Genomic DNA, 14,996 nt, shown 5'->3' with positions numbered 1-14,996 from the left:
CAAAGAAAAATGATGAAAATTAACGAGAGTCAGTGTTAGTTGATTGATCTAGTGACCCGTCCTGATATAGGTTGACACTTGATTGACTAAAACGCTCGATGTACTTCATCGGGCGTTTTGTATTTTAGAGCTGTGTGAGGCCTATATTCATTATAGATTTTTACTGATTCAGCGACCATTTTCTTTGCTTCATCTAAATCATTAGGCTTATTCAACAGATACTCCATCTTCAGTATTCCGTTGCTCCTCTCTGCCAACGCATTCTGATAACAGTCATAGCCATCAGTCATTGAGCAAGATACACCATACTGTCGATGCAACTCTTGGTATTCAACAGAGCAGTACTGAACACCTCGATCTGAGTGATGAACAAGCTCACCTGTATTCTTCCGCTCTTTCAACGCGTTTAAAAAGGCCTGCTTGACCGTGCGAGCTTTCATATCATCACTTATGTGATAGCCCACGATTTTTCTTGAGTAAGCGTCCGTCACTAAACTGAGATAAGTACTACCACGCCGCGTTGCTAGATAAGTAATATCGGCACCCCATAATTGCTCTGGTCTTTCCGGTATTAAGCCTTCTTTGATTCGATTTGGATGGCAGTAAAAGCGATGATTACTGTTTGTGGTTCGATGGTAAGCCCTTCGATTCTGTACTAATAATCGATTCATTCTCAGCAGAGAGAATAAGCGGTCTCGCCCGATTTCAATATCGTTCTGAGCAAGTAAATACTTGATCTTACGAGTCCCTATTCGAGGGTGCATCATCCTTTGCTCCTTCACAAAACCGAGTACGGATTCATCTTTCTTTGTCTGATGAATTTCTGCAACACAGCGCTTGTAGAAAGCTTGTCGTGTAATACCTATAAAGTGACAAGCTTTAGTAACGGTCAACTTTCTGACCGTTTTTTCCTTAATAACTCGGCCTTGCGCTTCTTTGAAATTCGGACTCCGAAATCTCGATCCATGACTTTTACAACCGCTTCGAAGAACTCAGCTTTGAGCTGAGTTTCTTCTAATTGCAGCTCGAGTTCTTTGATTCGTTGCTCTGGGGTTTGAGTTGAGGAAGAGTTTGACATAGTCGCTCCTAACGCTCTCGATTGTTCTATTCCTTTAGACCAATCTAGTTGACCATGTTTGCGAAGCCAAACTAAAACGGTAGAGCGCCCTTGGATCCCATAACGTTCTTGAGCTTGCTTATAAGTCATTTCGCCTTTTTCAACTTGGCTTACGACTGCCAATTTAAAGGCAAGAGAATAATCTCGTTGAGTACGTCTACTTGTTGTTTTCATGACACTCTCCAATTTCATGTTGGAAATGTGTCAACCATATTTAGGACGGTACATAGATACAAAAAAAGCCGCTATTAAAGCGGCTTTTTACGATTGGTTATAATATCAACTACTTAGGTTGAGCGTCGATACATTGACCATTAATGTCTGTCACACTTGGGTTCATTAAGTGTAAGTACAGTGGGATGATGTCCAGTGGCGTTTTCAGCTTGTTCGCATCTTCACCTGGGTACGCTTTTGCACGCATGCGTGTTTGAGTGCCGCCTGGGTTGATCGCGTTAACACGGATGTTGGTGTCTTCAAGCTCATCCGCTAAGATCTGCATCATACCTTCGGTTGCAAACTTAGAGATCGCGTAAGTGCCCCAGAATGCACGGCCAGAGTGGCCAACGGTAGAAGACGTAAATACGATACGGCCGGCTTCCGCTTTCTTCAGTACAGGTAGCAGCGCTTGAGTCATCAAGAACTCAGACTTCACATTGATCTGCATAACATCATCAAAGGTCTCTTCATCAATCTGCTCAAACGGGCTCAGAGTACCGAGAACGCCAGCGTTATGTAGTAGACCATCTAAACGACCGAACTGTGACTCAATGGTTTCAGCCATATCAATGTAGTTCTGCTTTGTCGCGCCTTTTAGATCCAGTGGGATGATCGCAGGCTGTGGGTAACCAGCACTTTCGATTTCATCGTAAATAAATTCAAGGTTTTTAACATTGCGGCCTAGCAGAATAACTGTCGCGCCATGTTGAGCGAAGCTTAGTGCTGCTTGGCGTCCAATACCGGCACCAGCACCAGTAACCAAAATTACTTTATCTTTGAGGGCATCTGTAGAGATTGGGTAATCCACTGTGCTTATCCTTCTTTCTTTTATTATGTTCGCCATTCCATTGATGTTTAATCACACAGATAACCGCAGGAATGATGAGAAATTCTTGGTAATCGTGACAAGATGGTTACAATACACTAATTCATACATTAGGGGATATGACATTGGAATTTTTGTTGGACTACGGCTTGTTTTTAGCCAAGATTGCGACCGTTGTAATCGCCATCATCGCAATTTTAGTCATTGCTAAATCTGTGGGTGGAAAATCAAGCGCGATTAAAGGTGAGCTGGAAATCACGAACCTATCTGAACACCATAAACAGACAATTGAACAATTAGAGCACCATCTACATGATGATGCTTTCATCAAAGCCCGTGATAAAGCAGAAAAGAAAGCGGAAAAAGAGAAAGTAAAATCACGCGGTAAAGAAGTGAAAAAAGCAGCGAAAGAGGGTGAGCTTGATAGCAAGCGTGAACCACATCTATTCGTTCTTGATTTTAATGGCAGCATTGATGCGAAAGAAGTAGCTTCATTACGTGAAGAGGTAACGGCGGTTCTGGCTGTTGCTCGTGAAGGCGATGAAGTATTACTTAAACTTGAATCTGGTGGTGGCATGGTTCACGGCTACGGTTTGGCGTCTTCTCAACTTGATCGTATCAAAGCAGCAGGTCTGCCTCTGACTATCTCGGTAGACAAAGTGGCGGCAAGCGGCGGCTACATGATGGCCTGTATTGCAGATAAAATTGTGTCAGCGCCTTTCGCTATCGTTGGCTCTATTGGTGTGATCGCTCAACTGCCAAATTTCAACAAACTGCTTAAGAAGCACGATATCGAGTTCGAACAGCTAACAGCAGGTGAGTACAAACGCACACTGACTATGTTTGGTGAGAACAGCGATAAAGCACGTGAGAAGTTTAAAGAAGAGCTAGAAGAGACACATGGTCTATTCAAAGACTTCATTCGCGACCATCGCCCAGCACTAGATCTTGATAAAGTAGCGACGGGTGAACACTGGTTTGGTACGCAAGCTCATGAACTTGGGCTAGTGGATGAGATTCGCACTTCTGATGACCTAGTTGTTGAAGCATGCAAAGACAAGACAGTGCTAGCGATTCACTATGTACAGAAGAAAAAGCTGTCAGACAAGCTAGCAGGCGTGGCAGGTAAATCTGCAGACAGCGTGCTGATGAAGCTGATTGAACGCGGTCAAAAGCCAATTGTTTAATAGTGTTCGTATAAGACGCTAGAGCTCAAGAATAAAGCTCTAAAACAAGCTTAAAAGGAAAGCGCATAAGTCGATGACTTATGCGCTTTTTTGTTGCTCCACTTCCGAGCGGGTGACCACTATGTTGTAGGGGGAGCGGAGTTTTCTACCCATCACCTATTGACTGTGATGTGTATTAAATCTTGGCTCCGTAATCATTGCGTTTCGGGCAAGTGGTCAGAATCTCTCGATGGCCAGTGTCTTTGAGCTCCTCAAGAATAACGTCAAAGCCCCACAAGCGATAGAGATGCTTCATTACTTCGTCGTAGCCTTTATCAAGCGGGATACGGTCATGAGGCACATACTGCAGCGTCATTGAGCGGTCGCCACGAACATCAACGTTAAACACCTGAATATTCGGTTCAAGGTTACTGAGGTTGTATTGTGCTGCAAGCTTCTCACGAATCAGGCGATAGCCTGGGTCATCATGAATCGCACTTACTTCAATGGTATTTTTGCGGTCGTCATCGAGCACAGCAAACAGCTTAAAGTCTCGAATTATTTTTGGAGAAAGATATTGGCTGATGAAGCTTTCATCTTTGAAGTTGTGCATCGCAAAGTGCACCGCTTCTAGCCAATCACTTCCTGCTAGATCTGGGAACCATTCTCGATCTTCATCGGTTGGTTCTTCACAGATGCGTCGGATGTCTCTAAACATCGCAAAGCCAAGCGCATAAGGGTTTATCCCGCTGAAATAAGGGCTGTTGTAGGCGGGTTGCGCGACGACACTGGTGTGACTATGTAAAAATTCTAAGATGAACTTATCACTTACCAAGCCTTCGTCGTAAAGGTGGTTGAGAATGGTATAGTGCCAGAAGGTTGCCCAGCCTTCGTTCATTACCTGAGTTTGCTTTTGAGGATAGAAGTATTGGCTCACCTTGCGAACAATACGAACACACTCACGTTGCCAAGGTTCAAGTAGTGGTGCGTTCTTCTCGATAAAGTAGAGAATGTTCTCTTGAGGCTCGCTAGGAAAGCGGATTTTGGTCTCTTTTTCCTTGTCTTGATTTTTAGGTACAGTTCTCCACAACTCGTTGACTTGAGATTGCAGGTAAGCTTCTCGTTCTTCCTGCCTTGCGGTTTCTTCAGCTATGGAAATCTTCTCAGGACGTTTGTATCGGTCTACGCCGTAATTCATTAATGCATGACAAGAATCAAGGAGTTGCTCGACCTCAGCGACGCCATATTTCTCTTCACAGCCACTGATGTACTTCTTAGCGAACAGCAAGTAGTCGATGATGGAACTAGCGTCTGTCCATGTTTGGAACAGGTAGTTACCTTTAAAGAAAGAGTTGTGGCCGTAACAAGCGTGAGCCATTACCAGCGCCTGCATTGTTACTGTGTTCTCTTCCATCAGATATGCGATACAAGGATCAGAATTGATCACGATTTCGTACGCCAAGCCCATTTGCCCATGCTTGTAGTTTTGCTCGGTTTGAATGAACTTCTTACCAAAGGACCAATGGTTGTAATTGATAGGCATACCAATGCTCGAGTATGCATCCATCATCTGCTCGGAAGTAATAACTTCAATTTGGTTTGGGTAAGTATCTAAACGGTAGTGCTGCGCTACACGTTTTATTTCTACGTGATATTTCTCCAAGAGGTTGAATGTCCAATCTGGACCATCAGGCAGCATCTTGTCATTTTTCTTTGGTGCAGACTTATCTCCATCTAAAACATTTGATTTCTCTGCAACGTTTGATTTTGCTGTCATGGCAAGCCCCCTTACGCTGTCTCTTTCTGGAACAGTTCTCTAAACACAGGAAAAATATCATCCACCGTTTTAATGTTTTTCATGGCGAAGTTGTCAAAGCTTGCTTCTAACTTCTCATACTCGTGCCAAAGCGTTTGGTGAGAGCGGCGTGTGATTTCGATATAAGAGTAATACTGACAAGTTGGCAGAAGCGTGTTGACCAACAGCTCTTTACAGCGAGGTGAGTCATCTGCCCAGTTATCGCCATCAGAAGCCTGTGCCGCATAGATGTTCCACTCACCTGCAGGGTAACGGTCTGCGACAATTTCTTTCATCAGTTTCAAGGCGCTTGATACAATGGTGCCACCAGTCTCTTGCGAGTAGAAAAACTCATGCTCGTCGACTTCTTTGGCTTGAGTATGGTGACGAATAAACACCACATCGACATTTTCGTAGGTGCGATTAAGGAATAGATACAGCAGCACATAGAAACGCTTTGCGATGTCTTTAGTGGCTTGGTCCATTGAGCCAGATACATCCATCAAGCAGAACATCACGGCTTGGCTAGATGGAATAGGGCGCTTCTCGTAGTTTTTAAAACGTAAGTCGAAGGTGTCAATGAATGGCACGCTTTCAATCTTTTTGCGTAACTCGGCAATCTCTTCTTTCAAGCGACTTTCTTCAAAAGGCTGTGCCGGCTCCGTCATTTTAACTTGGTCAAGCTGTTCCATTAGTAGGTTAAGCTCGCGCTTTTTTCCTGCTGTCATCGCGGTTCTGCGAGCGAGTGATTGCTGCAGTGAACGAACAATAGCGATGTTGGATGGAATCCCTGCGCTTTGATAACCAGAGCGGTGCGTTTTCCATTCGGTTATTTTATTGACCTGATTCTTCTCTAGATTAGGTAGAGCTAAATCTTCAAAGAGAATATCAAGATACTCATCTTTTGAAATTTGGAAGGTAAATTCATCTTGGCCTTCGCCATCAGGACTTGCGTCACCTTGACCAGAACCCCCACCTTGACCGCCGCCTTTCGGGCGTTCAATTTTGTCGCCAGTGATGAACTGGTCATTACCTGGGTGAACGCGTTCTCTTACGCCGCCTTGACCTTGGTGAAAGCTTGGCTCTTTGATGTCTTTATGGGGAATAGCGACGTCTTCACCCGTTTCAGTATTGGTGATTGAGCGTCGGTTAACTGCATCGGCCACAGATTCTTTGATTTGCTCTTTATGACGTCGTAAGAAACGCTGTCTATTCACAGCACTCTTATTCTTGCCATTGAGCCTCCGATCGATAAATTGTGCCATAAGAACTCCCTCTCAGGTGATGTCGCGATCCTACTTTTAATTAGGGTATAAGAGTTATTGGTTTGTACGAGCTGCCCATTTGAGCAGCTCAATACAGTTTGGTTATGAGGATTTACGAACTCTTAAGTACCACTCGGATAGCAGTCTCACTTGTTTCTCGGTGTAGCCTTTTTCCATCATACGAGCAACGAAGTCGTCGTGTTTTTTCTGGTCATCCGTTGAGGTCTTAGCGTTGAACGAGATAACAGGAAGCAGCTCTTCTGTGTTGGAGAACATTTTCTTCTCAATCACAGTGCGCAGTTTCTCGTAGCTGGTCCAAACTGGGTTTTGACCGTTATTGTTTGCCTTGGCACGAAGCACAAAGTTAACAATCTCATTTCGGAAGTCTTTAGGGTTACTGATACCGGCTGTTTTCTCGATTTTCTCTAGCTCACCATTTAGAGATGCACGGTCAAATAGCTGGCCTGTTTCTGGATCGCGGTACTCTTGGTCTTGAATCCAGAAGTCTGCATAGGTTACATAGCGGTCGAAGATATTCTGACCGTACTCAGAGTAAGACTCTAGGTAAGCAGTTTGAATCTCTTTACCGATGAACTCTACGTAACGTGGCACTAGGTATCCTTTCAAGAACTCTAGATATTTCTCAGCGGTCTCTTGAGGGAATTGCTCACGTTCGATTTGCTGCTCAATAACGTAGAACAGGTGCACTGGGTTTGCGGCTACTTCGGCTTGATCGAAGTTAAACACGCGAGATAATATTTTGAAGGCGAAACGAGTCGATAGCCCAGACATGCCTTCGTCTACACCTGCGTAGTCGCGGTACTCTTGGTAACTCTTCGCTTTTGGATCGGTGTCTTTTAGAGTCTCACCATCATAAACGCGCATTTTCGAGAACAGAGATGAGTTCTCAGGCTCTTTCAATCTCGAAAGGATGCTGAATTGAGACAGCAGATCGAGTGTGCTTGGTGAACAAGGGGCTTTAGATAGCTCACTGTGTTCAAGCAGCTTTTTGTAGATCTTAACTTCTTCAGAGACGCGCAGACAGTAAGGGACTTTTACTATGTACACACGGTCAAGGAAGGCTTCGTTGTTTTTGTTGTTACGGAAGGTCTGCCACTCGGACTCGTTAGAGTGAGCGAGAATCATGCCGTCGAATGGCAGTGCAGAAAGCCCTTCGGTACCATTGAAGTTACCTTCTTGTGTTGCCGTTAGTAGAGGGTGCAATACCTTGATTGGTGCTTTGAACATTTCCACGAATTCCATAACACCTTGATTGGCTTTACATAGCGCACCAGAGTAGCTGTAGGCATCAGGATCATCTTGAGAGAAGTGCTCAAGTTTACGAATATCAACTTTACCAACCAGAGACGAAATATCTTGGTTGTTTTCATCACCTGGCTCTGTTTTCGCGATCGCAACTTGATCGAGAATAGAAGGGCGCAGTTTGATGACTTTGAATTTGGAAATATCACCGCCAAAATCGTGCAGACGTTTCGCTGCCCATGGAGACATAATCGAACGAAGATAGCGTTTCTCAATACCGTATTCGTTCTTCAATAAGTCGCCGTCTTCGTTAACATCGAATAGACAGAATGGGTGATCGTTTACTGGGCTTCGCTCACCGTCTGCAGACAATACATATATTGGTAATTTCTGCATTAGGGCTTTAAGTTTTTCTGCGAGAGAAGATTTACCACCGCCCACAGGGCCAAGTAGATAAAGGATCTGTTTACGTTCTTCTAAACCTTGCGCAGCATGTTTTAAGTAAGAAACAATCTGTTCAATCGCATCTTCCATGCCGTAGAAATCTTTAAATTCGCTGTAGCGTGAGATGACACGGTTCGAGAAAATGCGACTCAGTTGAGGATCTTGAGCGGTGTCAATGATCTCCGGTTCGCCAATGGCTAGTAATAAGCGCTCGGCAGCATTAGCGTAAGCACTTTTATCATCTTTACACAGCCCTAAGAACTCTTGCAATGTCAGCTCTTCTTCCTTGGCTGCTTCATAACGTGATTGATAGTGGTCAAAAATACTCATAGTCACATTCCCCTTGTTAACCAGTCAAAACTGACGAGCGATTGAAAAATAGGCTCTCCCTACATTTTAAGGTTAGACCCGCTTCCACAATTTTGCTTAACAATTATGTATTTATTTACAATTTTGCGTGCGAAAAACGTGACGAGCGCAATAGGCAACTTGAGGCGTGTAGAATCAAATTATTTTACATTCTAGGGTATCTGGCCGTTTGTTTTGAGATTTTAGGTCTCTTAATAATACTCAGACTGGATTTATGTGTATTGGATGTATAACGGGGCTCTATTGATTTTCTGGAATGAAGTACCATATAATGCGTAGCGTTATCAAAATTTGCTCAATAAATAGGTAGATGTAGTGAAGAAGAATGGGTTAAAAATAGTGGCTATCAGTGCTGCGTTACTGGCTTCATCAGCGACACATGCAAGAATCTCGCAGTGGTCACTAGGCGTTGCCGCTTCCTATTCTCCAGCTGTTTATAAAGAGACCCCCTCAAACCGTGCCGTGATTCCTATGATCGGGTATGAAGGTGAACACTTCTTTATGCGTGGGTTCAGTGCAGGTTATCGCTTACTTCCTGCGGGCTCTCCACAGAATATCATCTTCCGAGCGGTTTATGATCCGAGAACATTGAAGCCAAGTGACTCTGATAACGTCGATATCCAAAAGTTAGATGAACGTAAAGCTTCGGTATTAGGTGGCGTCAGCTATCAAGTGATTACGCTGGTGGGGATGTTTGAAGCGACAGCAGGCTCTGACTTAGGCTTTAGACATAACGGTATCTATGCTGAAGCAGCTTGGCGCCTTCCTATTCGTCGCAATGGCTGGGCGATTACACCGTCTATCGGTTATGCATACAATAGTGAGCGTTTAAACAATCATCTTTATGGGGTGAGTTCGGCGGAAGCTTCACGAACTAACTTAGAAGAGTTTGATGCTGATTGGGATGGTCAGTATTTTATTGGTCTTGGTGGCTATTTGCACGTTACTCCAAATATCCGTGTGACGGGCGGTGTGCGTTATACTAATCTTGAGGGTGATATTGAAAACAGTCCGATACTTGAAAGTGGTATCAATATGGCCGCGAACGTCGGCGTTGCTTACGTCTTCTAGTTGCTTTGGTTTCTCGCTTAGTACGAACATTAAAAAAGGGTTACTCATGATGAGTAACCCTTTTTTTAAACTTTTTAAAAGTTAGAACTAATCTATAAATGTATTAAGCACTAAAGATTTGAGATAGCTCTGTTGCACATAGGTGATACTGACGAGGGCAGTTACGCCATGTTGTTAGCATGCGACGGTACTTGTCTAGCATTGGCATTTGGCTATTGAAGTGGTGATCCGCTTTGTCGAATTGAGGGTAAAGACCTTCAGAATCAACAAGGAAACGCACGTAGTGTACTATTTGTGCTTCAGACGCAATGTCAAAACCTAAGAACTGAAGACGACGTTGATCAACCTCTTTACGCTCGTCTTCTTCAAGCATTTTGTTCGACTCTTGCATGGCATGGTACATCTCCATGATGTCGATAATTTCGCGACATTCTGCTTCAGTCAAACAACCAAATTCTTTGTTAAGCTCACGCATTTGGAGTTCGTAACCACGCTCTACAATCGTTTGTAGACGTTGGTATTTAGCTGAGTTCTCAGGATCCATTTGAGACATTAGGTAGTATTGATTTGATAGAATTAGACGCTGAGCATTGGTCATTTCCATGGGAGAAGCCTCACTAAAAAACTAAATGTTGTATTCTTTTGTTGAAGTAAGAGTAACAGCATTCCTACGAGTGGAAACATGATCTCAACACAGATTTAATATGATTTTTTGAATTGATAAACAAAAGTTGTAAAGAAAAGTGAAAGGGCTGTTTGGCTCGAATAAGAAAACGCCCCAATCGAAATTGAGGCGTTTGAAATCACTATGAACGTAAGTCTAGATTAGTATTTTACGTTTGAATGGTACTGGCTTAGAACAGCAACAATCTCGTCCATTTTCTCTTTGCTTGGAGGATTTGTTCCTTCAAGCGGGTAGTCAAAACCAAGCGCTTCCCATTTATGAGCACCAAGCTTGTGGTATGGAAGCAGTTCTACTTTTTCAATGTTGTCCATGTCTTTGATGAATTCACCCAAAAGATGAGCATCTTCAGGCGTATCCGTGTAGCCAGGAACAATCACATAACGAATCCACGTCTTCTTACCGATTTTGTGTAGGTAGCGTGCAAAATCTAAAGTACGTCTGTTTGATACGCCAATGAAATCGTGGTGAATCTCATCTCGCATGTGCTTAAGATCGAGCATCACTAGGTCAGAGGCTTCTAGTACTTCATCAACCACTTCAGTGTGCTTACGAATGTAGCCGTTAGTATCAAGACAAGTGTGGATGCCTTCAGCTTGAGCTGCGCGGAAAAAGTCACGTACAAACTCAGGTTGTAGCATCGCTTCACCACCAGAGCAGGTAATACCACCGCCCGATGCTTTCATGAAATGACGGTATGATTTTGCTTCGTTGATGATCTCTTCAACCGTTACTTCCTTTCCATCATGAAGATCCCATGTATCACGGTTATGACAGTACATACAACGCATTAAGCAGCCTTGAAGAAACACAATAAAGCGGATTCCAGGGCCATCGACAGTACCACAAGATTCGAATGAGTGAATGCGACCAGTTGTAGACATGAGCTATTCTCGTAGAGGAATTTATACTCTTTATTTTATTACAAAAACGGTACATAAAATAGGGTCAAATGGTAACGAGGTCTTTAAAAATAAAGGCAATCACCTGTGAAGATGATTGCCCTTATTAAACTTGAAAAGTAAAGGATGAAAGCCCAGCTGATGGCTAGAAGAAAGCAAACATTGTGATACCGCCAGTGGTGTATACCGACTCTTTTGCTTCTTCGTAATCCGGTGTTTTTGCTGTTAGCGCGAAAGAGGCACCAACGTATCGGTTATACCAAGCCACACCAAGCACAGCTGTCGCTTGAATGTTCTCTAATGTTACATCGTAGATAGCAGGATCTTCGTTGTTTTTATGAGCGTACTCATCAACACCTGAGCGATCGCCTTCGATAGTCAGGTCGTTGAATCGGTAACGACCTTCAAGGCCTGCGTAGGTAAACCAGCCAGAATTTGAAGCACCGATCATGCCGGGTTTGAATGGGTTTTCCGTGGTGATGTGAGCAGCACCAAAGTTACCGCCCAAATCTGTACCCCAACGAAACATAAAGCCAGTCGAGATATCACTTCTAAAGTTACCCACGTTGATTTCAGAAACGTTAGAGATTTCGTAGTCAGTATTCACTAACGCTTGATTTCGCATCAGGTTGAAATGGCTTAAATAACCAACGCTTCCCGCCCACTCATCATCAATTTGGTATTCCCAACCCATAGGCTCATCCGATTTAGTGATCGAGTGAACCAGCTTTTGAGCATCTTCTGAAAGTGCACGTTCGCCTGTTGTACCAAATGTGATGTTAAAGCGCTGAGCTTGTTGTGGATTCAAGCTGATGTAATTGAACTCTGTGTGTAAGTAGCCAGCATACGGGCGATCATTGGCAGATGGTGTTTCCAACTCAATATCTGAAGGCGTATACATTTTGTGGCCAATCGTGACCTCCCACTTATCTAGAGAGCTTGCGCCCCAGTAAGAAAGGCTCAATGGCTTTACCCAGTTGTGTGGCGTAATACTTGATGATGTGTAACCCAGAAATAAGCCGTTGGTATAGTCTTGGTCGACACCAAAAATACCATCATTATCTAAAGCAAAAGTGACTGTAGAACGATCAGATGCCAAAGATGAAAAGGAGAGAAGAATCAGGGGTAAACAACGCAGGTATTTCATGGAGCAGTTACTCTTAAATTATGAACCGCGATATTACCGTAATTTGACAGAATTTGTGGAAAAAAAGTGAATGGAAGGGTGCTTTTTTGCTCAATCTAACACTTCGAGGGATGGGTTAAGCTTGTGCGATTTACAACAGATATAAAAAAGCCCCGCACATTGGCGGGGCTAATATTATTTACTGTCTATTGAGCGTGAGCTTATAGAGACTCAGTAAATGTACGTGCGATTACGTCAGCTTGTTGCTCTGCAGTTAGAGAGTTAAAGCGAACAGCGTAACCAGATACACGGATTGTCAGCTGAGGGTATTTCTCAGGGTGCTTAACTGCGTCTTCAAGAGTTTCGCGGTTAAGAACGTTAACGTTAAGGTGTTGACCACCTTCAATGCCAGCTTCGTGGTGGAAGTAACCATCCATTAGACCTGCAAGGTTAGCACGTTGGCTGTCTTGTTCTTTACCTAGTGCGTTTGGCACGATAGAGAACGTGTAAGAGATACCATCTTGTGCGTCAGCAAACGGTAGTTTACCTACAGACGTTAGTGAAGCTACAGCGCCTTTCTCATCACGACCGTGCATTGGGTTAGCACCAGGAGCGAAAGGAGCGCCAGCACGACGACCGTCTGGAGTGTTACCTGTTTTCTTACCGTAAACCACGTTAGACGTAATAGTAAGAACTGACTGTGTAGGGATTGAATCACGGTAAGTCTTAAGCTTACGGATCTTGTTCATGAACGTAGAAACTAGTTCACAAGCAATGTCATCTACACGAGAGTCGTTGTTACCGTATTTAGGGTAATCGCCTTCGATTTCGAAGTCAGTTGCGATGCCATCTTCGTCGCGGATTGGTTTAACAGTCGCGAATTTGATTGCAGACAGTGAGTCAGCTGCAACAGATAGACCAGCAATACCACAAGCCATAGTACGACGAACGTCACGGTCATGAAGAGCCATTAGAGACGCTTCGTAGCTGTACTTGTCGTGCATGTAGTGAATGCTGTTTAGTGCAGTCACGTATTGCTTAGCTAACCAGTCCATGAAGTGATCTAGACGGTCCATTACTTTATCGTAATCAAGAACTGCGTCAGTCATTGGCGCTTCTTTAGGACCAACTTGCATCTTAAGTTTTTCGTCCACACCGCCGTTGATTGCGTAAAGCATTGTTTTCGCAAGGTTAGCACGAGCTCCGAAGAACTGCATTTGCTTACCAACGATCATTGGAGATACACAACAAGCGATAGCGTAATCATCAGAACCAAGGTCAGGACGCATTAGGTCATCATTTTCGTACTGGATAGAAGAAGTATCGATAGATACCTTCGCACAGAAACGTTTGAAGCCGTCAGGTAGTTGCTCAGACCAAAGAACAGTGATGTTTGGCTCTGGAGAAGGACCCATAGTGTATAGAGAGTTTAGGAAACGGAAGTTCGAACGCGTTACTAGCGTACGACCGTCGATACCCATACCACCCATAGACTCTGTTGCCCAGATTGGGTCGCCAGAGAATAGCTCATCGTACTCAGGAGTACGTAGGAAACGAACCATACGCAGCTTCATTACGAAGTGGTCGATCATTTCTTGTGCTTGGTCTTCTGTGATTTTGCCAGCAGCGATATCACGTTCGATGTAGATGTCTAGGAAAGTCGAAGTACGACCTAGAGACATAGCAGCACCGTTTTGAGATTTAACAGCAGCTAGGTAGCCGAAGTAAGTCCACTGGATAGCTTCTTGAGCAGTTTGAGCTGGCTCAGAGATATCGAAACCGTATTTCTCTGCCATTTGCTTGATTTGACCTAGAGCACGATGTTGCTCAGAGATCTCTTCACGCAATTGCATAGTTGCAGCAAGATCTTCGCCATTCTCGAAACGCTCTTGTAGAGAAGCGAATTGAGCAGCTTTATCTTTCATTAGGAAATCAATACCGTAAAGTGCAACACGACGGTAGTCACCAATGATACGACCACGGCCGTAAGCATCAGGAAGACCAGTCAGAACACCAGATTTACGACATTTTAGGATATCAGGAGTGTAGATATCGAAAACACCAGCATTGTGTGTTTTACGGTATTCTGAGTAGATTTTTGAAACCATTGGGTCAAGAGTTTCACCGTATGCTTTACAAGAACCTTCAACCATACGTACACCACCGTTAGGGATGATTGCACGTTTTAGTGGCTTCTCAGTTTGTAGACCAACGATAGTCTCAAGATCTTTCTCAATGTAACCTGCATCGTGAGCAGTGATGGTAGAGATAACAGAAGTATCGAAATCTACAGGTGCTTTAGTTGCGTTTTCCTGTTTGATACCTTCCATTACCGAAGACCAAAGCTTGTTAGTTGCTTCAGTACCCTCAGAAACTAGGAAAGACTCGTCGCCTTCATACGGCGTGTAGTTCTTTTGAATGAAATCACGAACGTTTACTTCGCTTTGCCACTCACCTGCAGCAAAATCTTCCCAAGCTTTAGCAAATTGCTCTGCCATGACATACCTACCTTTTTAGTAGAAAAAATACGTACATTAACACTGTTGAGCCAGCGCCCCTCGAAAGGGTAGTACACTCTTATTAATAACAATATATATGAGCATATTAGATTCATATGGTTATATATATTGTCACTACATTTTATATGTTGTCTTTACTCTATGTATTCAAGACTACGCTAAAAAATTCCTGCAAACCTTAAACTAAATCAATAAATGCCAAAAAAAGTTGAAAAAATTTGAGTGACAGGGGTTG

At 43.6% G+C, this 14,996-nt stretch carries 11 protein-coding genes; 2 read left to right on the top strand and 9 right to left on the bottom strand.

Annotated features, from left to right (window positions below):
• Positions 1–86: 86 nt before the first annotated feature.
• Positions 87–1,291, bottom strand: a protein-coding gene (locus OCV56_RS10515; protein WP_261901408.1) for an IS3 family transposase whose coding sequence is annotated in 2 segments (ribosomal slippage) — positions 87–904 and positions 904–1,291 — 1,206 coding nt in all. Because the reading frame shifts where the segments join, the coding sequence is not laid out codon by codon here.
• Positions 1,292–1,400: 109 nt separating this feature from the next.
• The gene (locus OCV56_RS10510) at positions 1,401–2,141 is read right to left on the bottom strand and encodes a YciK family oxidoreductase (RefSeq protein ID WP_086713728.1); all 741 of its coding nucleotides are present in this window, start codon (positions 2,139–2,141) and stop codon (positions 1,401–1,403) included.
• A gap of 143 nt (positions 2,142–2,284) precedes the next feature.
• Between OCV56_RS10510 and sohB the strand changes: the two genes are divergently transcribed.
• Positions 2,285–3,346, top strand: a complete 1,062-nt coding sequence (gene sohB, locus OCV56_RS10505) for a protease SohB (protein WP_004737399.1) — start codon at positions 2,285–2,287, stop codon at positions 3,344–3,346.
• Between the two features lie 175 nt (positions 3,347–3,521).
• Here the strand turns inward: sohB and OCV56_RS10500 are convergent, their stop codons facing one another.
• The 3 genes from OCV56_RS10500 to OCV56_RS10490 all read right to left on the bottom strand — a co-directional run bounded on the left by OCV56_RS10500 (position 3,522) and on the right by OCV56_RS10490 (position 8,422).
• On the bottom strand, positions 3,522–5,102 hold the full coding sequence (locus OCV56_RS10500) for a SpoVR family protein (RefSeq protein WP_086713727.1): 1,581 nt from the start codon (positions 5,100–5,102) through the stop codon (positions 3,522–3,524).
• 11 nt (positions 5,103–5,113) lie between these two features.
• Positions 5,114–6,385, bottom strand: a complete 1,272-nt coding sequence (locus OCV56_RS10495) for a YeaH/YhbH family protein (RefSeq protein WP_086713726.1) — start codon at positions 6,383–6,385, stop codon at positions 5,114–5,116.
• Between the two features lie 102 nt (positions 6,386–6,487).
• Complete coding sequence (locus OCV56_RS10490; RefSeq protein ID WP_086713725.1) at positions 6,488–8,422, bottom strand: PrkA family serine protein kinase; 1,935 nt, start codon at positions 8,420–8,422, stop codon at positions 6,488–6,490.
• 354 nt (positions 8,423–8,776) lie between these two features.
• Between OCV56_RS10490 and OCV56_RS10485 the strand changes: the two genes are divergently transcribed.
• A complete protein-coding gene (locus OCV56_RS10485; protein WP_086713724.1) occupies positions 8,777–9,532 on the top strand; it encodes a MipA/OmpV family protein in 756 nt (251 codons plus the stop codon).
• Between the two features lie 103 nt (positions 9,533–9,635).
• Here the strand turns inward: OCV56_RS10485 and OCV56_RS10480 are convergent, their stop codons facing one another.
• From OCV56_RS10480 to pflB, 4 genes are all read right to left on the bottom strand, one after another.
• Positions 9,636–10,136 carry a YfbU family protein gene (locus OCV56_RS10480; protein ID WP_086713723.1) on the bottom strand — a complete coding sequence of 167 codons (501 nt, stop codon included), beginning with the start codon at positions 10,134–10,136 and terminating at the stop codon, positions 9,636–9,638.
• 221 nt (positions 10,137–10,357) lie between these two features.
• A complete protein-coding gene (gene pflA / locus OCV56_RS10475) occupies positions 10,358–11,098 on the bottom strand; it encodes a pyruvate formate lyase 1-activating protein (RefSeq protein WP_010437353.1) in 741 nt (246 codons plus the stop codon).
• Positions 11,099–11,261: 163 nt separating this feature from the next.
• Positions 11,262–12,263 carry a lipid A deacylase LpxR family protein gene (locus OCV56_RS10470; protein ID WP_086713722.1) on the bottom strand — a complete coding sequence of 334 codons (1,002 nt, stop codon included), beginning with the start codon at positions 12,261–12,263 and terminating at the stop codon, positions 11,262–11,264.
• A 200-nt stretch (positions 12,264–12,463) separates the two neighbouring features.
• A complete protein-coding gene (pflB, locus tag OCV56_RS10465; protein ID WP_086713721.1) occupies positions 12,464–14,740 on the bottom strand; it encodes a formate C-acetyltransferase in 2,277 nt (758 codons plus the stop codon).
• Positions 14,741–14,996 lie beyond the last annotated feature (256 nt).

It is taken from the genome of Vibrio gigantis (genome assembly GCF_024347515.1).
GTDB classification, from domain to species: domain Bacteria; phylum Pseudomonadota; class Gammaproteobacteria; order Enterobacterales; family Vibrionaceae; genus Vibrio; species Vibrio gigantis.
The sequence above is the reverse complement of the archived record's forward strand: the minus strand, read 5'-3'. Positions and strand labels throughout refer to the sequence as shown.